This is a genomic window from Sandaracinaceae bacterium (genome assembly GCA_020633055.1).
Taxonomy (GTDB): domain Bacteria; phylum Myxococcota_A; class Polyangia; order Polyangiales; family Houyiibacteriaceae; genus JADJJE01.
Genome location: JACKEJ010000016.1, coordinates 126,114 through 148,543 on the forward strand (window position 1 = coordinate 126,114; position 22,430 = coordinate 148,543).

At 72.3% G+C, this 22,430-nt stretch carries 16 protein-coding genes; 8 read left to right on the forward strand and 8 right to left on the reverse strand.

Features of this window, described 5'->3' with window-relative positions; genetic code table 11:
- The first annotated feature begins 1 nt into the window (after position 1).
- Positions 2–1,513, forward strand: coding sequence for an HTTM domain-containing protein (locus H6726_31305; protein ID MCB9662171.1), 1,512 nt, complete (start codon positions 2–4; stop codon positions 1,511–1,513).
- A gap of 64 nt (positions 1,514–1,577) precedes the next feature.
- Positions 1,578–2,516, forward strand: a complete 939-nt coding sequence (locus H6726_31310) for a hypothetical protein (GenBank protein ID MCB9662172.1) — start codon at positions 1,578–1,580, stop codon at positions 2,514–2,516.
- 120 nt (positions 2,517–2,636) lie between these two features.
- Here H6726_31310 and H6726_31315 read toward each other — a convergent pair whose 3' ends face one another.
- The 7 genes from H6726_31315 to H6726_31345 form a co-directional block, all read right to left on the reverse strand.
- Positions 2,637–3,638 carry an AAA family ATPase gene (locus H6726_31315; GenBank protein MCB9662173.1) on the reverse strand — a complete coding sequence of 334 codons (1,002 nt, stop codon included), beginning with the start codon at positions 3,636–3,638 and terminating at the stop codon, positions 2,637–2,639.
- 14 nt (positions 3,639–3,652) lie between these two features.
- Positions 3,653–6,664 (reverse strand): AMP-binding protein, encoded by a 3,012-nt coding sequence (locus tag H6726_31320; GenBank protein MCB9662174.1) that lies wholly within the window; start codon positions 6,662–6,664, stop codon positions 3,653–3,655.
- Entirely contained in the window at positions 6,661–7,539 is an 879-nt protein-coding gene (locus H6726_31325; GenBank protein MCB9662175.1) for a hypothetical protein, read from the reverse strand. Before H6726_31325 ends, H6726_31320 begins: the two co-directional genes overlap by 4 nt.
- Positions 7,536–8,348, reverse strand: coding sequence for a class I SAM-dependent methyltransferase (locus tag H6726_31330; GenBank protein MCB9662176.1), 813 nt, complete (start codon positions 8,346–8,348; stop codon positions 7,536–7,538). Before H6726_31330 ends, H6726_31325 begins: the two co-directional genes overlap by 4 nt.
- Positions 8,345–10,354 (reverse strand): asparagine synthase (glutamine-hydrolyzing), encoded by a 2,010-nt coding sequence (gene asnB / locus H6726_31335; protein MCB9662177.1) that lies wholly within the window; start codon positions 10,352–10,354, stop codon positions 8,345–8,347. The genes H6726_31330 and asnB overlap by 4 nt, the downstream gene beginning before the upstream one ends.
- A complete protein-coding gene (locus H6726_31340; GenBank protein MCB9662178.1) occupies positions 10,342–11,340 on the reverse strand; it encodes an alcohol dehydrogenase catalytic domain-containing protein in 999 nt (332 codons plus the stop codon). Before H6726_31340 ends, asnB begins: the two co-directional genes overlap by 13 nt.
- 110 nt (positions 11,341–11,450) lie before the next feature.
- Entirely contained in the window at positions 11,451–11,873 is a 423-nt protein-coding gene (locus tag H6726_31345; GenBank protein ID MCB9662179.1) for a PilZ domain-containing protein, read from the reverse strand.
- An 88-nt stretch (positions 11,874–11,961) separates the two neighbouring features.
- Between H6726_31345 and H6726_31350 the strand changes: the two genes are divergently transcribed.
- Positions 11,962–14,472: an insulinase family protein gene (locus H6726_31350; protein ID MCB9662180.1), complete on the forward strand. Its 2,511-nt coding sequence runs from the start codon at positions 11,962–11,964 to the stop codon at positions 14,470–14,472.
- A 96-nt stretch (positions 14,473–14,568) separates the two neighbouring features.
- Here the strand turns inward: H6726_31350 and H6726_31355 are convergent, their stop codons facing one another.
- Positions 14,569–15,351, reverse strand: a complete 783-nt coding sequence (locus tag H6726_31355) for a class I SAM-dependent methyltransferase (GenBank protein ID MCB9662181.1) — start codon at positions 15,349–15,351, stop codon at positions 14,569–14,571.
- 112 nt (positions 15,352–15,463) lie between these two features.
- Here H6726_31355 and H6726_31360 point away from each other — a divergent pair, with 112 nt between their 5' ends.
- The 5 genes from H6726_31360 to H6726_31380 all read left to right on the forward strand — a co-directional run bounded on the left by H6726_31360 (position 15,464) and on the right by H6726_31380 (position 22,342).
- Positions 15,464–16,093 (forward strand): TetR/AcrR family transcriptional regulator, encoded by a 630-nt coding sequence (locus H6726_31360; protein MCB9662182.1) that lies wholly within the window; start codon positions 15,464–15,466, stop codon positions 16,091–16,093.
- Between the two features lie 640 nt (positions 16,094–16,733).
- Positions 16,734–17,573 carry an electron transfer flavoprotein subunit beta/FixA family protein gene (locus H6726_31365; protein ID MCB9662183.1) on the forward strand — a complete coding sequence of 280 codons (840 nt, stop codon included), beginning with the start codon at positions 16,734–16,736 and terminating at the stop codon, positions 17,571–17,573.
- Between the two features lie 30 nt (positions 17,574–17,603).
- Positions 17,604–18,566, forward strand: a complete 963-nt coding sequence (locus H6726_31370; protein ID MCB9662184.1) for an electron transfer flavoprotein subunit alpha/FixB family protein — start codon at positions 17,604–17,606, stop codon at positions 18,564–18,566.
- A 227-nt stretch (positions 18,567–18,793) separates the two neighbouring features.
- Positions 18,794–20,407, forward strand: coding sequence for a zinc ribbon domain-containing protein (locus H6726_31375; GenBank protein MCB9662185.1), 1,614 nt, complete (start codon positions 18,794–18,796; stop codon positions 20,405–20,407).
- Positions 20,408–20,653: 246 nt separating this feature from the next.
- Positions 20,654–22,342, forward strand: coding sequence for a zinc-ribbon domain-containing protein (locus H6726_31380; protein ID MCB9662186.1), 1,689 nt, complete (start codon positions 20,654–20,656; stop codon positions 22,340–22,342).
- The last annotated feature ends 88 nt before the right edge of the window (positions 22,343–22,430 follow it).

Consider the following 22,430-nt stretch of genomic DNA (forward strand, 5'->3'; position numbering starts at 1 on the left):
CATGGCGCCGCCGAGCGCCGTCACGCGCCTGCGCGAGCGCCTGGTCCGCGAGTTGGACATCGCCTCGCTGGCCGTGTTCCGTGTGCTGTTCTTCGGCCTGATGTGCATCTCCTCGGTGCGCTTCATGGCGGAGGGCTGGGTGGAGCGCTGCTTCGTGCTCCCGTCGTTCTTCTTCCACTACTGGGGCGCGAGCGGCGTGCAGGTGCTCAGCCCCAGCGCGATGATGGCGCTGCACGTCACCATGGCGGTGTCCGCCGCGCTCGCGTGCGTGGGGCTGTGCTACCGCCTCGCCGCCCCAGTGTTCCTGTGCAGCTTCGTGTACGTGGAGCTGTGCGACGTCAGCAACTACTTGAACCATTACTATCAAGCGGCGCTGCTGACGCTGCTGTTCGCCTTCGTCCCCGCGCACCGCGCGCTCTCGCTGGACGCCCGGCTGCGGCCGAAGCTGCGCCGCGCGACCGTCCCGGCGTGGTGCGTATACCTCCTGCGCTTCCAGGTGGGCGTGGTGTACGTCTTCGCGGGTCTCGCGAAGGCACAGCCGGACTGGCTGCTCCACGGTCAGCCCCTCGGCATCTGGCTCGCGGCGCGCCTCGAGACCCCGGTGCTGGGGCCCCTCTTCGCGTTGCCCATGACCCCGCTGCTCATGAGCTGGGCAGGCTTCCTGTTCGACAGCACCATCGTCGTGTGGCTCTCGTGGCGCCGCACGCGCGCCGCTGCGTACGTGGCCGTGATCGTGTTCCACGCGCTGACCCACGTGCTGTTCCACATCGGCATCTTCCCCTTCTTGATGATGCTCTCGGCGCCCATCTTCTTCGACCCCAGCTGGCCCCGATGGCTCGCGGCGCGCCTCGCCGCACCGCTGCGCACGCTCGGCGTCCGCACATCGTCAGCCCCAGGCTCCTCGCGTGGCGAAGATGCCTCCGCGACCCGCGACGATGCCGCAACGAGGGCTGGTGTCGGCGGCCCGGCTGCCCCGGGAGGCGCGGAGACGACCTCCGGTCCAGCAGTCCTCGCGCCCCTGGCGACGGCCGCGCTGTGCGCGTACGCGGCGCTGCAGGTGCTCCTCCCGCTGCGCACCCACCTCTACGGCGGCAACGTGCTCTGGCACGAGCAGGGCATGCGCTACTCCTTCCGCGTGATGGTCCGGAGCAAGACCGGCGCGGTCACGTATCGCGTCCGCGCCAGCGACCTGGTCAACGAGCAGATCGTCGAGCCCTGCCACTACCTGAACGCGCTCCAGGAGCGCGAGATGGCGGGCCAGCCCGACCTCATCTTGCAGCTTGCGCATCGCATCGCCGACGACTACCGGGCACGTGGACATCGCGACGTCGAGGTGCGCGCCGACGTGTTCGTGTCGCTCAACGGCCGCCCGCGGGCGCGCATGATCGACCCCGAGGCGGATCTCGCGTCCATCCCGGACGGCCTCGGGCCCGCGACGTACATCCTTCCGGCCCCGACCACCGCGCCCCTCGCCACGCACCGCGGCCGAGCGCACGCCGCCCGCTCTCTCTGACGACCGCTCGAGCACGAGAATCGCTCGGCACGGCGCGTACAGCTGTGCGAAGCTGCCGGCCGAGATGATCGTCTTCGACCGCATCACCTGGCTCCGCATCCTCTTCCGCTGGCACGGGAGCGCCATCCAGAAGGTGTGGCGTCGCGTGCTCTTCACGACGGCGCTGGCCGCCGCCGTGACCATCGCGCACCGCTACCACGACACGATGTTCCACGAGATGCTCACGCCCCTCCCGTTCACGCTGATCGGCGTGGCGCTCGGCATCTTCCTCGGCTTCCGCAACAACACCAGCTACGACCGCTTCTGGGAGGGTCGCAAGCTGTGGGGCGGCATCGTGAACGAAGCGCGCACCATGACGCGTCAGATCCTGACGCTGGTGGGGCCACAGGAGCAGGACGCCGAGTCGCTGGCGGTGCGCAAGGCGCTCGTCTACCGCACCATCGGGTACGTCCACGCCCTGCGGAAGCACCTGCGCGACGACCGCGACTTCGAGGAGCTGCGCCCCTTCCTGCCGGCCCCCGAGTTCGCCAAGCTCGAGCGCGAGCTGAACCCGCCGGTGGCCGTCCTGCAGCGCATGGGCGACGAGTTCAGGCGCTGCTGGAACCTGGGTTGGGTGCACCCCATGCACTTCCCGGCGCTCGAGAGCACGCTCACCAACTTCACGAACCTGCAGGGGGGCTGCGAGCGCATCAAGAGCACGCCCATCCCGTTCAGCTACAACATCCTCCTGCACCGCATCGTGGCGGTGTACTGCGTCTTCCTGCCCATCGGCATCATCGATCAGGTCGGCGTCGGGACGCCCGCGGTGGTCGCGCTGGTCTCGTACGCGTTCTTCGGGTTGGACGCGGTCGGCGAGGAGATCGAGAACCCCTTCGGGCTGGACGCCAACGACCTGCCTCTGTCCGCCATCACGCGCATGATCGAGGTGAACCTGCGCCAGCGCCTGGGCGAGACGGACCTGCCCCCGCTGCGCAAGCCAGACGAGCGCCACGTGCTGATCTGACTCACGGTGCACCCCGTGGGCGCGCCGCCCAGCGTGATCGGACACGCGCCGTGCGGCCCGGTCCCGCCGCCGACCCAGCTGAGACGCGCCGGGGACCACAGCGCTCCCACGCCGCCCCGCTCACGGACGTGTCGCAGACAGCAGCGCGTCCACCGCGGCCTGGGCAGTCGCGAGCCGCTCGTCCCAGGCCCCCCGCAGCACGACGAACGCACGCCCGCGCGCCTCGAGCTCGGCCCGGCAACGGTCGAAGAAGCGCTGCCGGGTGTGCGGCAGGAACCGCTGGGGGTCCGGGACGAACGGCACGTCCGGCGCGGTCAGCAGCGTGAGGTCGTAGCGGGCCGTGTCCGCGCGTTCGGCGACCTCGGCCGGCACCGTGCCCACCAGCTCGTGGGCGTAGAGCGCGGTGGTGAGCGCGTCGGAGTCGCACACCAGCACCTTCCGGGCCTCGCGCGCGAGCGCCTCTTCGGACGCCGCCTGTCCGCGCGCGATGTGGACGAAGTCGTCCGGGACGAGCGGCGGCGGCTCGGTGGACGCCAGCGCCCCTCCGGGCGCCACACGTGGCTGCGCGAGGTAGGCGCGTGCGTACTCGGGCACCCACGCTGTGTCGAAGCTGCGGGCGAGGGTGCGCGCCAGCGTCGTCTTCCCCGTCGACTCGGGGCCCACGAGACACACGCGCCTGACGAAGTACGGACGGACCACACGCGGCAGGGCGCCCCACGCCGCGAGTGGGTCCGCGCGCACGGCGCTGCCGCTCAGGCCGAGCGCGCTGCGATCGATGTCCACCGGCACGAAGCGAGCGCCGAGCTCCTGCGCCAGCCGCGCGCCGTAGGGCTCGGAGGCGAACACGAGGTCGACGGGTTCCGGCAGGACCCGGCGCAGGCTCGCACGCCAGATGCTCCAGAACTCGGGGTGCTCGCTCGGGTCCTGGGGGTTCTCGTCGCGCAGGTGATGGACGTGGGCCTGCGGGACCAACTCGCACATCCACGCGTGCCGTAGCCCGCCTGGGATGGTCTCGCGCGCGAGGGTTCCGACGACGACGTGCAGGCGCTCGACGTGAGCGGCCGCGAACTCGCACAGGTACACGTGCCCACGATGCGGCGGGTAGAACTTGCCGAGGACCAGCCCGACGCCCGTCCTCACGCGAGCGCGCTCCGTACGTACCGGCGCAGCATCCGCTCGTCGGGCTCGGGGGGTTCGAGGCTCGTGCCGAAGAGTGCGCGTCGAGAGTCCAAGAGAGAGAAGTGTGTACCGGTCGCCGCGAACAGGTCGAGCGCAGGATCTTCGGCGGCTCCACCACGACCGAGGCGCCCCAGCGACAGGGCCGCCAACACGGCGTCGCCGCTCGCGTCCGCGCTCTCCGCGGCCCGGGCGCACAGCTCGGGCCACGAACAGGTCTCGAGCACCACGCCCTCGAGGCGCATGGCCCGCAGCAACCGGGCCAACGACACCGAGCGTGCGGCCGCGACGTGGTACGTGCCTCCAACGCCGTGGCGCAGGTCGTGCGTGAGCAGCGCAAGCGAGGCGCGTGCCGCGTGGTCGACAGGGGTCGCATCGAACCGCAACGAAGTCAGCTCCTCCAGCGTGGCATGTGGACGTGCGCCCAGCGCAGCGAGGCCACGGATGACGCGAGCCAAGTGACCGCGTGCCACGCCTCGCCCTACGTGGTCCTCGGAGAGCAGGCCGAGTCGCACGACCGTGGTGCGCGTGGAGCAAGGGTCGACGGTGCGCAGCAAGCGCTCGGCCGCCCACTTGCTGGCTGCATAGTGGCTCGCGAAGCCGGCGACGTCGCCCAGGTCGTCACCTTCCATGCAGCGCTCTGGCCGCGGCGCCGCGTCCGTGAAGATGGAGAGCGTCGACACGTGGAGCAACGCCTTCGGCCGCGCCGCGAGCGTGAACTGCAGGACGTGTCGCGTGCCATCGACGTTGACCTGCATCAGCGTCCTGCCGATGCTCGCCGCGTTCAGCTGGGCGGCGAGGTGCAGCACCACGCCAACGTCCCGCGCGAGCTGGGCGTACGCGTCGACGGCGAGACCGAGCATCGGATCCATCACGTCTCCCAGCAGCCACGAGACCGGCGCCTGGTCGTCCTGCGCCGAGCCGGACCTGCCCGGCGTAGGGACGGGCTTCCGCGCTCCGAGGACGCGCTGCGGCGCTCCCCCCGCGGCCGGCCCGTCAGCGAGGTCCTCCTCCGCGCTCACGGGCGCCGCCGGGCGGCGCACCAAACAGTGGACGCGTCCCTCGCGGCCCACTGCGGCGCGCAGCGGCTCGAGCAGGGCGCCCCCCAACGTGCCCGTCGCGCCCGTGAGGAGCACGTGCGCGCCCCGTAGAGACGCCGGTGCCGCGTGACCGTACGTCCCGCTCGTGCGACGCGCAATCGCCACGGCGCGGACGCCCTCGGACACCGCTGCCTCGAGGGTCGCGCGCGCGCACGACCCGACCGTGTCCGAAGCGCGGAGTTCGCACACGCCGCGCGGCGTTCGACCACGCGCGACGTCCGCCACGGACACCGCGAGACCTCCCGCCTCCGCGCGGGCGACGACCTCGAGCGCACGCAGCGAGTCTCCTCCGTGCGCGTAGAAGTCGTCGTCCGGTGAGAGGGGCGCACGTCCCAGCGCCGCTCCCATGAGGGCCGCGAGCAGCGCCGCGCGCCCGTCCGAGGGCCGGGACCCGGGCACCTCGGGCTCGCTTCGCGTGGGTGCGCAGGCAGGAGCCCTCCGCTGGGCCGCGCGCATCGTCGACGCCACAGCACGCGCGCTCGCACGGTCGTGGGCGACCTTGCCGTTCGCCGTCCGTGGGAGCGCAGCGACGACCTTCACCCGGTCGGGCACCAGCGACGGCGGGAGCGCCTCGCGCAGTCCGGCGAGCAGCTGCGCCTCCAGCTCGCGGGGAGCGACCTGCGCCGCGGTCGGGTGGCGTTCCACCGTGGCGACCAGCTGTTCGTCCGCATCGAGCGACACCGTCGCGGCGGCGACGGGCCCCGCGCCGAGCAGCGCCGCCTCGACGTGCTCGGGCGCGACGAGCTGTCCGCGGCGCTTGAGCTGTCGGTCGACGCGCCCCAGGAACTCCCACGCGCCCGAGGGCGTGCGACACACGCGGTCACCGGTGCAGAAGGCGCGCACAGGCCCATCCCGGAAGCGCTCACGGGTCTGTGCCTCGTCCCCGAGGTAGCCGTAGGCAACGCCAGGCCCCTCGACCACCAGCTCGCCCTCCCACCCGTGCGGCCCGGGTGTTCCTCCGTCACGCAACGAATAACGGATCCCGGCGATGGGGTGCCCGATGAACGGCCGGCTCCAGTCTGAACCACAGCGCGCGATACTGGTGCAGATGGTCGCCTCACTCGGACCATAGACGTTGAAGAGCGCGACGTGCGGTGCGAGGCGGCGTACGTCGCGCGCGGGTGGCACCTCGCCACCGACCACGACCGTCGTGAGCGACGGCGGCAGAGCGCGCTCGTCGAGCGAGCTGAGGTACGCGGGCGGTAGGTCCACATACGTGACGTGGTGCCGTGCGAGAGTCTGCCCCAGACGTCCCGGCGCGCACGCCACCTCGTCCTCCAGCACCAGCGTGGCGCCAGCGAGGATCGCCGTCCCGAGATCCGAGAGGCTCGCGTCGAAGCCCAGCCCGAGCATGAAGAGCGACCGCGACCCGGGCTCCAGTCCGAACGCGCGCCGCTGCGTGTCCAGCACGGGCAGCAGCCCTGCGTGCGGGACGAGCACCCCCTTGGGCACGCCGGCGCTCCCGCTCGTGTACACCACGTACGCCAGCCCGGCGGGGAGCTGCGCCCGCGGCGAGTCGTGGCCACGCGCGACGAGCGTCGACGCCAGGCGCCCTGCGGCGAGGGACCACGTGGCCCCGCTGCGCCGGACGCACTCTTCCTGGTAGCGACGCGGCCACCGCGGACAGAGCAGGAGCGGACACGCCCCGACCTTGAAGAGCGCGACCAGGTCCGCCACGCGCAGGACGTCGCGCCCCCCTCCCAACGCGACGAGCGCTCCCTCGGAGACGCCCGCCTCGCGCAACGTCGCCATGACCTGGACCACGCGTGCGGACAGCTGCCCATAGAGGTAGGCGCGGCCACGATCCAACACGGCCACGCGCGCGGCGTGCTGGGTGAGAGCTCGCTCCAGCCGCTGCCCCAGCTCGTTCAACCAGCCACCTCCAGGTCCCAGGACGCGGCCACGTACGCGTTCGACGCGTCGCCGCGGCTGCGGTCGTCCACCTGCGGGGCCCCCCGCCGCAAGCGCATGTCCGACAGCGCGACGAAGCGCAGGTCCACGCTGAAGCGCGTCTCCGATTCGTCGTGGGGCGTCGGCCCGTGCAGCTGCGCACCAGCAAAGAGCAGCCGCCCGGCGCGAGGCAGGGCCGGGACCCACGCAGGCCGGGGCGGGACGCCCAGCAGGCGCGGATACGCGGCTGGCGAACGCGGGACTCCGCTCTGGAAGCCCCCCTGCGCTTGGAAGACGCCATGATCGAAGCGCTCCGAGTCGTTGCGCAGCGGCCACCGCAACAGGTCGGGGAAGAGCGACAGCCCGTCCAGCCGGCCCACGGCCCGGAGCGGCACCCAAAGGTTGATCTGCGCGCGCGGGTTGGCGTACCACGTGTCGCGATGGAGCGCGTAGGCGTCGCGTGTGCCGAGCGCGCGGTGCCCTCCCGGAGCCACCCCACGAAGGCGGATGCGGTCCACGAGAAACCCCGGCCCCGTGACGCCCAGCTCGGCCAAGAGCGCGCGTCCGATGCGCGTGGCTCCCGCGTCGGCGTCGAGCGCCGCGCGGGCGCGGGTGAGCGCCTGAAAGAACGCAGCGTCGTCCCGCCCATGGTGAGCGTGCTCGACCTGTCCATCGAAGGCGGCCGCCACGAGACCCCTCACCGTGCCCACCAGCGCCTCGCTCGTCGCGCTGGGCGGCAGCACGAGACACGCGCCTGCGTGGATGGCGCGGCGCTGCGCCAGGCCCATGCGGTGTGGGCGGGGCTCGTTGGCACCCTGTGTTTCGGGGGCGCCGAGCATGCGCGTGGGAACCGTCACGCGCGCTCCCCCCCGCGCTCGGGCCGCTTCGCGAGCAAGATCCACCGCCCCGCGTCGGCCGGGTACCCCACCTCCGCCGGGGCGACGGGACGCACGATGTCGAAGCCCGCGGCGCGCAGCAGGGCGTCCAGCTCTTCGCGCGAAAACAGACGTGTCTCGCCTGTGGATACGCGCCGGATGCCAGCGGGCGCGCTGAAGGTCCAGCGGTCCACCAGCATCCCACGCGCCTCGTCCAGCGTCGCCTCGCGCACCGCCATCAGCGAGCCATCAGGGGTGTCGCGCGCGCGCACGGTGCGTGGTCGGAAATGAGCCCGAACACGGTCCACGTCAGGGTAGTCGAGGGCAAACCGCCCCCCGGGCTTCAGCGCCGCGTACGCGGCGCGCAACATGGCGAGGTTGCGCGTGTCGTCCTCGACGTACCCGAAGCTCGTGTACCAATTGATGGCGGCGTGGCAGGGCGCCCTGGGGACGTACACGAAGGCGTCTCCCGACTCGAAGCGCGCCGTCGCGCTGCTCTCGGTCGGTAGGCTGGCGGTGCGGGCGCGGGCGCGCGTGATGTAGCCACGGGCGCCATCGACCCCCTCGACGTGCACCCCGCGCGCGACCAGAGGCAACGCCACGCGACCATCGCCGCAACACTGGTCGAAGACACGATCGCCCGGGCGCAGCCCCAGGACGCGCATCAAGCCGGTCGTGCGCGCCTCCGTCTCACACGACCGCTCGTCCCGGAGCCAGAGCGCCGCGAAGTCCTCGTCGAAGAAGTCCGTCCACCAGCCCGCGCCAGCCGTGATGCGACGAGGTGCGGTCACGCGAGCAGCTCCGACTCCAGCAGCGCGGTCGTCAGGAGCCACATCAGCGGTCCCTCCCATGCGCGGCGCTCGGCCAACGTCGCGGTGCGCAGCCGCTCGAGCGTGCGCGCCACAGCCGCGCGGTCCACGAAGGCTGGCGCGCGAGCGCCCGTCAACGTGGCCTGCGCCAGATCGAACAGGGGGCCCGGGCGCTCGGCCAGCAGCATGGGCGAGGCGAAGAAGGGCTGCTTGCGCCGCGCGCGCGCGGCGTCGGGCAACGTGCCGGTGAGCGCTTCGCGCAGCGGCCACTTCTCGACGCCCTGGTACACGAACGCGCTCGGGGAGAACGCGGCGCAGGCGCGCTGGACCTCACGATCCAGGAACGGGGGCCGGGCCTCCACGCCATGCGCCAGCTCGACCGCGTCGCCCAGCGTCGACAGGATGTATCGCTCGAACGCGCTCGCGCGCCACCACGCACGCGAGCGCTCGAGCACGTCGTCCGCAGGCGCGAGCGGGCTGATGGCGGCCGTCCCTTCGCCCGACCCGCACACGTCGAAGGCGGATGGCTTCGCTTCGTTCACGTCCACACGGTCGACCGCTCGCGCCCACCGCCCCAGCGCCTCGCGCGCGTTGCTGACGAAGTCGCCGAATCGCCCCAGCGCGTGGATGCGCGCGCCCAACGCCAGCTTCGCGGACACGAAGCTCGGCAGCCCTTCGGTCAGCGCGCCCCAGAGGTCCGAAGACACGCCCGCGCATGCGGGCGGACCGGTCTCGGCCAGCATGGCGCCACCGAGCGCGGCGCGCTGCTGGTCCGTCGGCGCGAGCCCTGCGTCGACGAGGAAGTGAGGGTAGCCGAAGGCCACCTCGTCCGCGCCCTCGCCACACAGCAGGACTCTGTGACCTGCCCGCGCCACGGCCCGAGCCAGCGCCCACTTGCCCACGACATGCGCGTTGATGGCGCTGCCCTCGGCGTCACGCGTCACACGCGGCAGCAGGTCCGCGAGCGCCACCGCGTCCAAGGCCACCTCGTGGTGCGGCGCCTCGAACCGACGCGCCGTGTCCGCAGCGAGTGCCCACTCGCACTGCAGGTCACCCGCGAAGCGGACCGTGAAGGCCGGCGGGGCTACCCCGCGTGCCCTCGTCGCCAGCGCGAGCACGGCGCTCGAGTCGAGCCCCCCGCTGAGCGCGCACGCGAACGACACCTCGTCCGGAATGCGCACGCGGACGGCCTCGTCGAGCGCGGCGCGCAGCTGCGCGTGGGCCGCCGTCGCCAGGCGCGTGACGCGCCTCGGAGCCACCTGTGCCTCGCGTGCGTCGGCCGGCCCCGAGCGCGTCACACCACCGAGCGCACTGTCGGCCCACGCTCGAGCAAGGGACCGTACACGAACTCCGTCGCGTTCGGCGAGCCACACGGCGCCTGCGGCCAACGGCGTGATGCCCGCGAACAGCGTCTCGGAAGGACCGGGGTACTGCAGCGCGGCCGCGCGGGAGAGCGCGTCCGCGGAGAAGCCAGGGGCGTGCCCTGCGGCGAAGAGCGCACGCGCCGTGCTCGCCAAGCGCAGCGTGGTCCCGGAGCGAGCGAGGTAGAGAGGCCGCACGCCGTCGCGATCACGTGCCGCGACCAGGCGACGACGCGTCACGTCGTACAGGACGCATGCGAACTCGCCGCGCAGGCCATCGGCGAATTCAGCGCCCAGCTCCTCGTACAGATGCACCAGCAGCTCGGCGTCGCAGCGCGTGCGCAGCCGGTGCCCGCGAGCCTCCAGTCCCGCGCGTAGCCCGGCCGTGTCGTACAGCTCGCCATTCAACATCGCGACGACGCTGCCGTCCTCGTTGGCGATCGGCTGCGCGCCCCCCGTGACGTCGACGATGGCGAGCCGCGCGTGTCCGAGAGCCACGTCTCGGGCCGCCGACCACCACTGCCCGGACCCGTCGGGTCCGCGGGAGCGCAGCGCGTCGACCCCCGCGTCGAGCGCCCCACGCGACAGCGGCGCGACGGGATCCCAGAGGGCGATCAAGCCGCACATGCGCGCCCGTCGCAAGCGAGGAGAGGCTTGGACGCGGACTCCCCGACGACGCGTCCCCGCGCGTCTGCCGCGCCGCGCGTGAGCAGCGCGTGAAAGCGCTCGTAGGAGTGGACCTCGCCCAGCCACGCGCCGACGTCCACGGAAGGGTCCGCCAGCTCCTCGGCAGCCCGCTCGAAGGGCGCATAGGACACGGCGCGCACCGTCAAGTCGCGCTGCACCCAACGCGCGACGTCCACTGCCAGAGGCCGCGCCGGTCGGCTCTTCAACACGAGGGTACCAGCCGGGCGCAGCGCGTCGACCAACGCCGCCACCCCACCGGGACCGACTCGGGTCTCGATGCCCAGGTCGAAGCGCTCTCCGGCGGGCGGGGCGATTGCACATGTGACGTCGGTGAACCCCGCGCGGCGCAGCACGAATTCCGTGAGCGTCGCGATGCGTCCTTCTCCGACGAGCAGCGTGCGTGCGTGGGGAGCGAGCCCTGCGTGCGCCACCGCCAGCGCCGCGGCGTAAGGCTCCAAGAAGGCCGCGACGCGCGGGTCGCCCACCCCGGGCAACGGCACGCAAGCCCGCAGCGGCACCACGGCCTCCTCCGCGAACACCCCATCGACGGCGACCCCCAGCATGCGAGCATTCGGGCAGTGCTGCGGGCGCGAGCTCGCGCACGACGGACACACGCCGCACCCGAGGAAGGGGTGGAACGCCACCAACGTCCCGCGCTCGAAGGCCTCCGCGTGCGCTGCGCTCGGGTCGGTCCCCGCGCTCAGCCCGACGATCCTTCCGGCCGCCTCGTGCCCCAATACACGATCGACCGCACATGGCAGCTGTCCGCGCGCTGCGTAGACGTCCGTGCGACACAGCCCCGCCACGAGGAGCCGCACGCGCGCCCAGCCGGGCTCCCGGGGCAGCGGCGGGCGCGGGCGCACGCGCAGGGCCGCCCCTTCGGACGTGCGCACGATCGCACACATGGTCTCTCTCGGCGAGGTCATGCTGGCTACGTGCCCGGTCCGGGGGCGAGGCGTCAAGTCACCCTACGCGAACGCTCGAACGGCGTGGGGAGCCGCTCACCACCATGCCGACTCCGGAGCGCGAGCGCGCGTCAAGCTGGACGCAGCACGCGCACCCCTTGCCCCAGATCCTCCCAGCGCTCGCCACCCGGCTGCGTGGAGAGCCAACGCTCGAGGCGCACGCGGTGAGCCTCGGCCATCGCGCTGAAGCGCAACGCGCTGCGTCGATAGGCCCCTGACGGCTCGCAGGTCTCGGAGGGTGGCGCATCGTTGTGGGTGTGTACCACGTGTGCCAACCCCCACACGGGGTCCGAGTCGGGGCGTCCATTTGGGTCAGGCAGTCGAATCTCCAGCTGCACGGCCTCGGCCTGCTCCGCGACGGCCGAGCTCGGACGCTCTAGCAGGATGCCTCCCTTGGACAGGTTCATCACGAACGACGAGTAGCTCGACTCTCCCACGATCTCGCGCACGAAGAGGCCCACCTCGACTCGCTTTTCTTGGCGACGGTCAATCACGACCACACTGTGCGTTCATGTGGGATGACGCGGCAAGTTCCTGGCGTTCGCGCGCAGCCCAGAGGGCCGAGGCTGCTATACAGTCCGCGTGCGACACGCTGCCCCTCGCTGCCCGCTCCCGCTCCGTGCAGCGCTGATCACGGCGCTCGCGACCGCGCCGCTGCTCGGCTGCGCGCGCGGCACCGCCAGCGCGACGACACCCGGCGCGGTGCACGCGCCCCTCGCAGACGACGGCGAAGCGCTGCCCCACGAGGCCGAGCTCACCTGGTTCGTGCGGCCGTTGCCGACGAACGGCACGGTCCACGTCACGCTCTTCCTGGACGCTGGCTCCCGCGACGCGACGCCACCGCAGGTGGCCACCCTCGCAGCGTTTGCGTTGGCCGAGCGCCTGTCTCGGGGCGACGGCGGGCCTCGCGTCGATCCGCGCGTCACCCCTGACGCCACGTCCTTCGAGCTCACGTGTCCCGCGACCGAGCTGAGCGCGTGCGTCCGGCGCTTCGAGGCGGTGCTGCGCCCAGACGCCCTCGCCCCGAGCGAACTCGTCGCCGCGCACCGCCGCCTGCGCGGTGACCGCGCGCGGGCCGTCGCCGACGAGACCCGCGCCGCTCAGGCCGCAGCGCTACGAGCCCTATTTGGCGCAGAGGCGCCCCAGCTGTTCCCGCTCGGGGAGGAGCAGCAGGACGCGGCTGCCACACCGGAGCAGATCACCGCGTTCGTGGCCGCACACTACGGCAGCCAACGCGCCCTGCTGGTGGCGGAGGGAGACGTGCCCGCCGACGCCCTCGACGAACCAGGGGCGGCGCTCCGCAGGCTGCCTCACGCGCGCGTCGATCGCGCGCGGCGCGAGCTGGGCGGTGCGTCTGGCGTGGCCGTCGAGGTGGGTCACGCCGGCGCAGCGGCGGTCGCCCTGCGGGCCCGCGACGCGGAGCACGCGCGCGCCACGCTGAGTCTCCTGCGTGACGTCGCGTTCGTCGGCGAAGGCCCCGCCGGTGGCATCGACCTGGCCGCATTCTCGCTGCGCGGTGCGAGCGTGGTGTTGCTCACGGTGCCGAGCGCGCGCCTGCGCGAGCCGCCCTCCGCGACGGCCATGCGCCTCGCGACGCTCGCCCTGCGCGCGAGCGACGCGGCAGACGCCAGCCCGTGGCGCAGTCCGTCGGGCGCGGCCGAGCCGCCAGCGCGCGCGTGGCCAGGTGCGGGTGGGGTCGCGGCGCTCGGACAGCGCTGGGCGGCGCAGCAACCCGGCGGAGCCGGGACGACGGCGCCCTTCGAGCGCGACCGCCTGGGCCTCGGGATCAGCGTGGACGGGGGGCGCGCCGACGCCCTCGAAGCCGTCGATCCGGACGCCGAGACCCGCCGGGCCGCCGAGGCCGCGCTGGCGCGGGCGCTCGCCGAGGCCCAGCGACACGCGCGTCCGTGGCGTGCGCAAGAGGCGCTCGCGACCCAGTTCGCGCTGCCCGACGAGTCGGAGGGAGGGTCCGCGCCGCGTCTCTTCGGGCCGGTCAGCGCCGCGCTGCCGAACGGCGGACGCGTGCACGTCGGGTTGAGCCCGACAGGCGAGAGCGGGGTCCTGATCGTGTTCGACGGGGGCGCCGGGGAAGATGGAGAGCCGCTGCACGGACGCTCGGCGCTCGCCATCACGGCCCTCGCAGAGCGCTGTGCACGCATGCTCGGGGCACTCGATGGCGTAGCGGTGGCCACACGCATCGACGCCGATCGCTTGGGTCTCTGGTTCGAGGACACTGGGGCAGGCTGGGCCCGTACGGTGGACGTCGCAGCCCGCTGCGCCCTCGAGCACACCCCCGATGACACCGACCTGCAGGACGCGAAGCTGGCGCTGCGAGCCCAGCTCGGTCCCGAGGGCTCCGACGCGCGTATGCGAGCGTGGGTCGCGGCGGCGCTGAGCCCCGCCGAGCCAGGTCGTGTGGCGCCGTTGGGCTCCGGCGAACGCCCCGACGCGGTCCGCCTCGGCGATGTGTCGCGCGCGCTCGAGCGGCTGCGCGTGGGCGCTCGCACCCACGTCGTCGCGCTGGTCCGCGGCAGCTCCGTGCGCGCTGCACGTCGTATCGCCGTACGCGTAGCCGCCTTGCAGGCGGGAGAGCCCTTCGCGCCCAGCCGCAGTCGGGCAGTCGGCGACTCGCCCCACGCCGTGGCGTGGGTGGGCGCCACACCGAACCACGCACGCCTGTTGGTGGCGTTGCGCGACCCTGTCTCGGGCGACGATTCCGAGGACGTCCCTCCCGCGCTGCTCGGGCGCGCTCACGCGGCGGCCCTCGCAGCCCAGCTGCGCAACATCGGGCTCGACGTCGTGTGGGTCGGAGGAGGCGGGGGAGCCTACGGGCACTGGTCAGCGCTGGCCATCGAGACCACGCTGGACGAGCTCGACGCGCTCCCCGCCCGCATCGAGGGCGCGCTGCGCGGCGAGCTGCCCCTCCAACCACTGCTCGCCGAGCTCGCACGCACGGCCGACGCATCGCTTGCGGAGCGAGCCCTCACGCGGTTGCCGAGCGTGGCGGCCAGCGTGCGCAACGCGAGCAGCGGCCCCCGCTACATCGTCGCGCGACCTCAGGGCGCCGAGGCTGTGCGTCGCCGTGGGGGCTGAGCGGTCGCGAGGCGCAACGCTGGTCGATGGCACGCGAGACGCCAGGGCACCGGCGCTCGAGCCGCTCGGGCGGCGGGCGCCCTCGACCCGCCAGGGTCAGGGTGAGACAGCCCCGAGGTACTCGGACTCGAGCATCAGGTCCGCGAACACCGCCTGGTACTCGAGGTGCGTCTCATGCTCGCGCGTACGGAACACACGGCCCTCTTCCCGACGCATGAAGGCGTGGTAGTCGGGCGCGCCGGGCACCTTCACGTTGTCCGCCAACACGATCGCCCCGGGGCGCAACCAGCCGGCCTGCAGCACGAGCTGCAGGTCCGACAGGTAGACCGACTTGTCGTGGTCGACGAACACGAAGTCGAGCGAGCCCGCGTCGAAGCCGTGCTCGGCGCGCAGGCGACCCAGCGTGCCCCCGCCGTCCCCCAGCGTCCCGACCACCACCGTGATGCGATCCGAGACCCCCGCGTGCGCGAAGATGCGACGCGCGATGTCGGCGTTGGCGGCGCTGAACTCCACGCTGAAGACGTGCGCCTCGGGGGCCGCGCGCGCGACGCGGAGCGCGCTGTATCCACAGTAGGTCCCCAGCTCCAACACCCGCCGTGGGGCAGCGCGACGCACGGCCGCGTCCAGGATGACGCCCTTCTCATCCCCGACGTTGATCAGAAAGGCCTCGTCGTAGGCGTACTGATCGATGACGCGAATGACGTCCCCGAGGTCGCCCTGCCGCGCGTGGGCCGCGACGTACTGCGCGAGGCGCTCCTCCCGGCCGTCCCCCACCTGCCACGTGCGGAGCAGCCGCTTGCGGCCGAGCGCCATGCGCAAGAACGACCAGCGCAAGAACGGCACCTTCTTCCACGTGCGCAACGACCCCGGATCCACCATAGCGCCGCGAACGTAGCACACCGTTGAAGTCCTTCGCCGAATGAACCATCATTCAGTCGCGCGGAGCCCTCCTCGGGGCGTTGCGCCCGACCGCCCACCTCCAGAGCCCCCGATGTCGACCGCACGCACCGCCACGAAGACCAAGCCCCGCCGCGCCCCGGACAACGACAAGCGCGAGCGCATCCTGCGCGCCGCCATCAAGGTGTTTGCGCGCAAAGGCTTCTACGCAACGCGCGTCAGCGAGATCGCGAAAGCCGCGGGCGTCGCCGACGGCACCATCTACCTGTACTTCAAGAACAAGGACGACGTCCTGGTCTCGATCTTCGACGACCGCATCAGCCGCCTGCTCGTGGTGCTGCGCGACGAGTCCGCGGCCTGCGCGACCGTCGAGGAGCGCATCACGCGCGTGGTCGAGCTGCAGCTGGGCCTGCTGGAGGGGCAGCGCGATCTCGCCGAGGTGGTCACGGTCAACCTGCGCCAGAGCTCCAAGCTCCTGAAGCAGTACGCGGCCCCGCTCTTCATGGAGTACATCGAGCTCATCGCCGGCATCATCTCCGAGGGCCAGCGCGAAGGAGCCCTGCGCTCCGACATCAACCCCAAGGTCGCCGCCCGCGCCCTGTGGGGCGCCCTCGACGGCATCACCGTCACTTGGGCTGTCGGCGGCGACGCCGACCCCGTCGCGCTCCGCAAGGCCGCCAAGCAGCTGGCCTCCCTGTTCCTGGAAGGCCTCCGAGCTCGCTGACCCGGGCTGCCAACCCGGGGTCACAAGCCACCGGGACGCGAGCCACCGGGACGCGAGACACCGGGACACCAGGACTCGGGCCACGGGACACCAGGACACCGGGACGTGGGGATCGGGGACCGGAACAACGGGACGCCGTCGCGCACAGACGAGCCCTTCCCGCCCAGAAGCGGACCTCCCGCCCCCTCCCCCGGGCGACCGTCGCGCGCAGATGAGCCCCTTCCGCCGAAAAGCGGACCTCCCGAGTCCCGCCCAGGCCCAGTCCCGTCCGTCGAGCCTAGAGACGTGACCGAGGGAGGGGGGAGCTCCGCGCCCGGGTGTCGGGGGGGCCCCATTGCAAGCGCCTTGGCGCGCCGCAATGGGGGAGGCACCGCAGGGAGCGCCTGCGCGACCGAGCCCGGGCGCGGAGCTCCCCCCTCCCGCGCGCGATCCCCTCGCAACCTCGATCACGTCAGGAGCCCCACGGAGGAGGACGACCGAGAACCGCGCCCCGAGGCGTCCGTGCTTGACTTCTGGGCCTCGGCCACCTAGATCCAACGCGGTTTCTCGTGCTCGCGCGAGGCCGCATTTTCGCGCAGTCGTGGCCACCGACGAGCGGTGAGCTCAACGCCTGAGCATCCTACTTTCCTCGGAGGAATGGGTGAAGATCCTCGTCCCCATCAAGCGCGTTGCGGACCCCGACAACGCCAACAAGGTCAAGGTCAGCGGCGACGGAACTCAGGTGACGTCGGAAGGCCTCGAATGGAAGATGAACCCGTTCGACGAGTGGAGCCTCGAGGCTGCGCTGCGTCTGACGGAAGACGGCGCGAAGAAGACGCGCACCGGTGAGGTCGTCCTCGTCACCATCGGTCCCAAGGACGCGGCCCAGACCGTGCGCCAGGGGCTCGCGATGGGCGCCGAGCGCGGCATCCTGGTGGAAGCCAACGACCAGGAGCTCGACTCCAACATGGTCGCGCAGATCCTCAAGGCCATCGTCGACAAGGAGCAGCCGGACCTGGTGGTCATGGGCAAGCAGACCGTCGACGGCGACAGCAACGTCGCGGGCACCGTGCTGGCCGAGCTGCTCGGCTGGCCCCTCGCGAACTACGCGATGAGCCTCTCCACCAGCGACGACGGCAAGACCCTGACGGTCAAGCGCGAGCTGGACACCGGCGTCAGCACCATCAAGGTGACTGGCCCGGCCGTGGTCACCACATCCGACCGCATCCTCAAGCCCGAGTCGGTCAAGAACGGCGTCACCCCGGCGGACTTCAAGTACCCCGAGGCCGAGGGCGGTCGCTACGCGTCGCTCAAGGGCATCATGGCGGCCAAGAAGAAGCCCATCGAGGAGCTCACGGCTGCGTCGCTCGGCGCCACGCCGCAAAAGACCCTCACCTACACCAAGTTCGAGCTGCCCCCCGCGCGCTCGGGCCAAACCACCTTCGTGGAGTCGGTCGAAGAGCTCGTGCAGAAGCTCAAGACGGACGCGAAGGTCCTCTGAAGTCTCACCACAGGAACGGAGAACAACACCATGGCAAAGACTCTTGTGGTTGCAGAGCTGCTCGAGGGCGCGGTCCGCAAGACCTCGCTCAGCGGCGTGACGATGGCCCGCCAGGTCGGCGGGGACTTCGACATCCTCTTGGTCGGTGAGGGCGCCAGTGGCGCCGCCGCGGAGCTCACGGGCTTCGGCGCGGGCAAGGTGCTCACCTGCGACATCGGCGGCGGCTACGTGTGCGAGAAGCACGCGGCCACCATCGCGGCCGTCGCGGCCGACTACGAAGTGGTCGTGGCCTGCGCCAGCGCGTACGGCAAGGACCTGCTCCCCCGCGTGGCCGCCAAGATCGGCGCTGGCGTGGCGAGCGACATCTCGGGCATCAGCAACGACGGCGGCAAGCTCGTCCTGCGTCGCCCCATGTACGCCGGCAACGTCTTCGGCACGCTCACCATCGACACGGACAAGAAGGTCATCACCGGCCGTCAGACCGAGTTCGACGCGGCGGAGCCGAGCGGCGGCGCCAGCCCCGTGTCCGCGGTGGCCGAGGTGGCCGACGCGGCCGCCGGTCGCATCGAGTTCGTGAGCCTCGAGGTGGTCAAGAGCGAGCGCCCCGATCTGGCCGAGGCCGACGTGGTCGTCTCGGGCGGTCGCTCGCTCAAGAGCGCCGAGAACTTCACCAGCATCATCGAGCCGCTGGTGGACACCCTCGGTGCCGCCATGGGCGCCTCGCGCGCCGCGTGCGACGCGGGCTACGTCTCGGCCGACCTGCAGGTCGGTCAGACCGGCAAGGTGGTCGCGCCGAAGCTCTACATCGCCGTGGGCATCTCGGGCGCCATCCAGCACCTCGCTGGCATGAAGGGCTCGAAGTGCATCGTGGCCATCAACAAGGACAAGGAAGCCCCCATCGCGCAGGTGGCGGACTACTTCCTGGTCGCCGACCTCTTCGAGGCCGTCCCCGCCCTCACGGCGGAGGTCAAGAAGGTCAAGGCCGCCGGCTGAGGCGACGCCTCCCACAATCGAACGAGGCTCGGCTCACGCCGGGCCTTTTTCGTGGGCGCGACGCGACTCGGAGACGTGAACGGCGCGCGAACTATGGGATACTGCGCAGGATGCCCGCTGCGTCGCGACGAGAGAGACCGCGCCCGAAGCGCCCCATGGTGGCGTGCCCGCGCAGGGCCGCGGCGAGCCGACCGCGCGAGCGTGTCGCGTTTGCGTTGAGCGCGCTCATGGCCGTGTGCGGAACCCTCGAGAGCCGTGCGGGCGCACAAGAGGTCTCGTACACCGGCGCATGGCAAGCCAGCCCCCTCAGCGTGCGCTACGCGCTGCAAAGCTGGGGACCCGACTGCGGACCGCGCCCTGGCTCCTCGAGCGAGCCCGGCGGACGCGTGACCATCAGCGCGGAGGGCAGCCACCTGCGCTTCTCTGGAGCCGTCTCGGGGTCGACCAACGCGTGCTGGAGCGACAACGCGGAGGTGCGTCGCGTGTCCGCCTCGGCGCGGGGCGAGAGCTGGTCTGCCAGCTGCGCGACGGTCGCGGGCAACCCGCGTGGGGAGAGCGGCCGGTACACGTACACCGTGCGCGACGCCAACACACTCGGGTACTCGGAGCGCACCACCTACAACTGGCAGCTGCGCGAGTCCACCTGCACCGCGACGCGCACCGCGACACGGACGCTGACCCGCGCCGTGCCGCTGGCCGTCCCCAACGAGCTCCCCCCGCCGCCCGCCGAGCTGCCGCCGCCCACCCCGGTCGCCACGCCCGAACCCACCCGCGCGTGCACGCCCGGCGACCCGACGACCCTGCGACTGCGCGTCCCCGAGGAAGGCCCGTTCGAGCCTGGCGCCCGTGTGTGCCTCGCCGTGCGCGTCGCGGACGCGGCCGGGTGCGCGCTACCCAACCCACGCATCGAGTGGCGCGTGGCCGGCCCTCCTGGGACGAGCGGACGGATGGACGGTCGCTGCTTCGTGACCACGGCCAACGCGGCGGAGGCCGAGGGTGCGTACGAGATCACCGCCACGGCAGGGACGCTCGAGGCTCGAGCCGAGGTGACCGTCCGGACACCCGACTTGTCGGGGCTCATCGCCGTCCGAGACCGCGAGACGGGCGAGCACACGGGCGGCATCGACCGAGCCGAATCGGAGCACGCGTCCGGGGTGGCCGCCATCACCTCCGGTGGGCGCGGACGGCTGCCGCTGCTGATCGGGGTCGGTCTGTTGTTGCTGGGAGCCACGTGCGGATTCGCGCTGCTGGTCCTCCGTGTGCGGCGGCGCCCTGCCCCCCAGCGCACGGCCACGTCGGACGAGCCTTCCGACCGAACCTCAGCGCCACCGCCGAAGCTGCGTCCCGCCAATCCGCTCGAGAATTCGGGTACTGCGCTCATCCCACAGAAGGCCGCCCTGCCTCCCGTGGCCCGCCCGGACCCAGCCGCCGACCCGGCCGCTCGCGCACGCGCGGTGACCCTCGACGCGCCCCCCGAGGCCAGCGCGGCGCCTGCCGCAGCCCAGCTCGGTTCCAACGAGCCAGTCAGCTGCCCCGTGTGCGGTGCTCCTGGCACGGGCGGAGAGCGCTTCTGCGCGAAGCACGGGGAGCGCCTGGTCCCCCACGGCAGCAACCCACTGCGCACTGGGGGCATGATCTGCCCGACCTGCCGGCGCGGCTACCCCGCAGACGCGGAATTCTGCCCGCACGATGGAGCCGTCCTCGTGCCGTACACGCTCTACCGCCGCCAGGACACCACCCGGGACGCGCTCCCGCGCATCTGCCCGAGCTGCGGCGAGCGCTACGCGCAGCACGTCACGTTCTGCGGCAAGGACGGCAGCTCGCTCACGACCGTCAACTGACCCCCTCGCGCCCGCCCGCCTTGGCCTGGAGCCAGGATCGTGTCGCGGCCCTCCGTGTGCTCGCACGTCGCTCATCTCGTGCCACTCGGCACCCAAGGATGACAGCGCTCGCGGTTCGGTATGAACGAGACACAGCGCGATCTTGATCCAACGAGCTTCGCGCGCTTATCATCACGTCCCGACAAGGGATTCCCGCATTTACCCGTCTCGGAGCCCCCTCCGAGCAGACCAGAGGACCGCCAGGAAATGAAAATCGTCTGTGATAGCTGCTCCGCGAAGTATTCCATCGCGGATGAAAAGGTCGCCGGCAAGGTCTTCAAGATTCGTTGCAAGAAGTGCTCGAACGTCATCGTCGTCCGAGGTGACCAGGTAGAGGGCGGAAACGACGAAGACGAAGCCACGCGCGTATTCGACTATGGCGGAGACGCCGCATGGCACCTGGTGCTCGACGGCGAGCAGCAGGGCCCGTTCACGCCGCTGCAGATCGCGGGGATGCTGTCCGAAGGCACGGTCGACTACGAGTCGTACGTGTGGAAGGAGGGCTTCGACGGCTGGAAGGCGCTGAATGACGTGCCCGAGCTGATGGCTGCCCTGGGGAGCGGCGGCGAAGGGGCGGATCACGTCGCAGACGACGACTCGGGGAGCGACCCGTTCGCAGCGGCGAGCGGCGGCGACGCGGGCGCCCTCTTCGGCAGCGAGGCCGCCGCCAGCGCGGGGGTGAGCGCGGGCGGCGGGAACGACCTGTTCGCGAGCGAGGGAGGCGGAAACCTCTTCGGCGGGGGCGACGATGTGGTGGCGTCCACGCCGAGCCCACGGGTGTCGGCCGGCTCGGCCATGACCGGTCAACGCAACGAGAACTCCGTCCTGTTCTCGCTCAGCAACCTGCAAGCGCTCGCGACCGGTGGCGAAGCCGCGAAGCCCGCAAGCAAGCCCCTGGGCGGGTCCTCTTCGCCGCTCGGTGGCGCGGGCCTGCCGGCTTCCTCGGGTGGCATGGCCATGGGCGAGGGCTCCGGCCTCATCGACATCCGCGCCCTGGCGAGCGCCACGGCCGCGGTCCCTGCCGCGTCGCCGCTCAGCGCGCCCAAGGCCGCGCCGGTGGACGACCTCCTGGCCATCGGCGCGGGGCCATCGCTCGGTTCCGCGCTCGGCGCGCCGGTGCTCGCGCCGGTCGCGGCGGAGCCGCCACCTGCCCAGCCGGCGGCGGCCAGCGGGGGCAACAACAAGGTCGTGCTGATCGCGGCTGCCGTCGCGGTGCTCGCGGCGGTCGGCGCCGTGGGCTTCGTGCTCACGCGCCCCCCGGAGATTCGCGAAGTGGTCACGCAGGCCCCCGCGCCCACCCCGACGCCAGCTGCGGAGACCACGGGAACGACCGCCGCGGCGCCGACCGAGGGGACGGCCCCCGCAGCTGCCCCCGCCGAGGGGACGGCCCCGGCCGAGGCTCCAGCCGCCACGGACGACAGCCACGGCAGCAGCGGCTCCTCGTCCAGCAGCTCACGTTCCCGCGGCAGCTCGACACCCTCTGCGGCCACGAGCATGAGCTCGGCGCCGGCGGCGAGTGAGATGACCAGCAGCGCACCGGCCGCCACCCCCGCGCCCAGCATGACGAGCTCGATGTCCGCGAGCATCGACGACCTGCTCGGGATGGCCGTCGCGCCCATGGAGTCCGCCTCGGCCGACCTGCCCGACACCCCGTCGCGCTCGGCGGTCTCCAGCGCCCTCGGCGGTCGCGCCGCAGCGGTGCGCGCGTGCGGCAACGGCACCAGCGGCACGGCAACGGTCGCGGTCACCTTCGCCAGCAACGGGCGCGTCACCTCGGCCAACGTGTCGGGCGGACCCTTCGCGGGCAACTCCTGCATCGCGAACGCCGTGCGCGGCGCCCGCGTCCCGCCCTTCCGGCAAGCCACGTTCAACGTGAACTTCCCCTACCGCCTCTGACCCGCGCTCCGCGCGGAGCCCACTCGCACGCGCCCGCTCGGCTCTGCCCGGCGGGCGCGCTGCGTTTGAGCACCTCGAGACAGCGCGG

Bases quoted from the DNA above. Each gene is read 5' to 3' on its own strand.
- H6726_31375 (MCB9662185.1), top strand. From the start codon at position 18,794: ATGGCCGTGTGCGGAACCCTCGAGAGCCGTGCGGGCGCACAAGAGGTC.
- H6726_31305 (MCB9662171.1), top strand. From the start codon at position 2: ATGGCGCCGCCGAGCGCCGTCACGCGCCTGCGCGAGCGCCTGGTCCGC.
- asnB (MCB9662177.1), bottom strand. From the start codon at position 10,354: ATGTGCGGCTTGATCGCCCTCTGGGATCCCGTCGCGCCGCTGTCGCGT.
- H6726_31370 (MCB9662184.1), top strand. From the start codon at position 17,604: ATGGCAAAGACTCTTGTGGTTGCAGAGCTGCTCGAGGGCGCGGTCCGC.
- H6726_31360 (MCB9662182.1), top strand. From the start codon at position 15,464: ATGTCGACCGCACGCACCGCCACGAAGACCAAGCCCCGCCGCGCCCCG.
- H6726_31340 (MCB9662178.1), bottom strand. From the start codon at position 11,340: ATGACCTCGCCGAGAGAGACCATGTGTGCGATCGTGCGCACGTCCGAA.
- H6726_31380 (MCB9662186.1), top strand. From the start codon at position 20,654: ATGAAAATCGTCTGTGATAGCTGCTCCGCGAAGTATTCCATCGCGGAT.
- H6726_31310 (MCB9662172.1), top strand. From the start codon at position 1,578: ATGATCGTCTTCGACCGCATCACCTGGCTCCGCATCCTCTTCCGCTGG.
- H6726_31355 (MCB9662181.1), bottom strand. From the start codon at position 15,351: ATGGTGGATCCGGGGTCGTTGCGCACGTGGAAGAAGGTGCCGTTCTTG.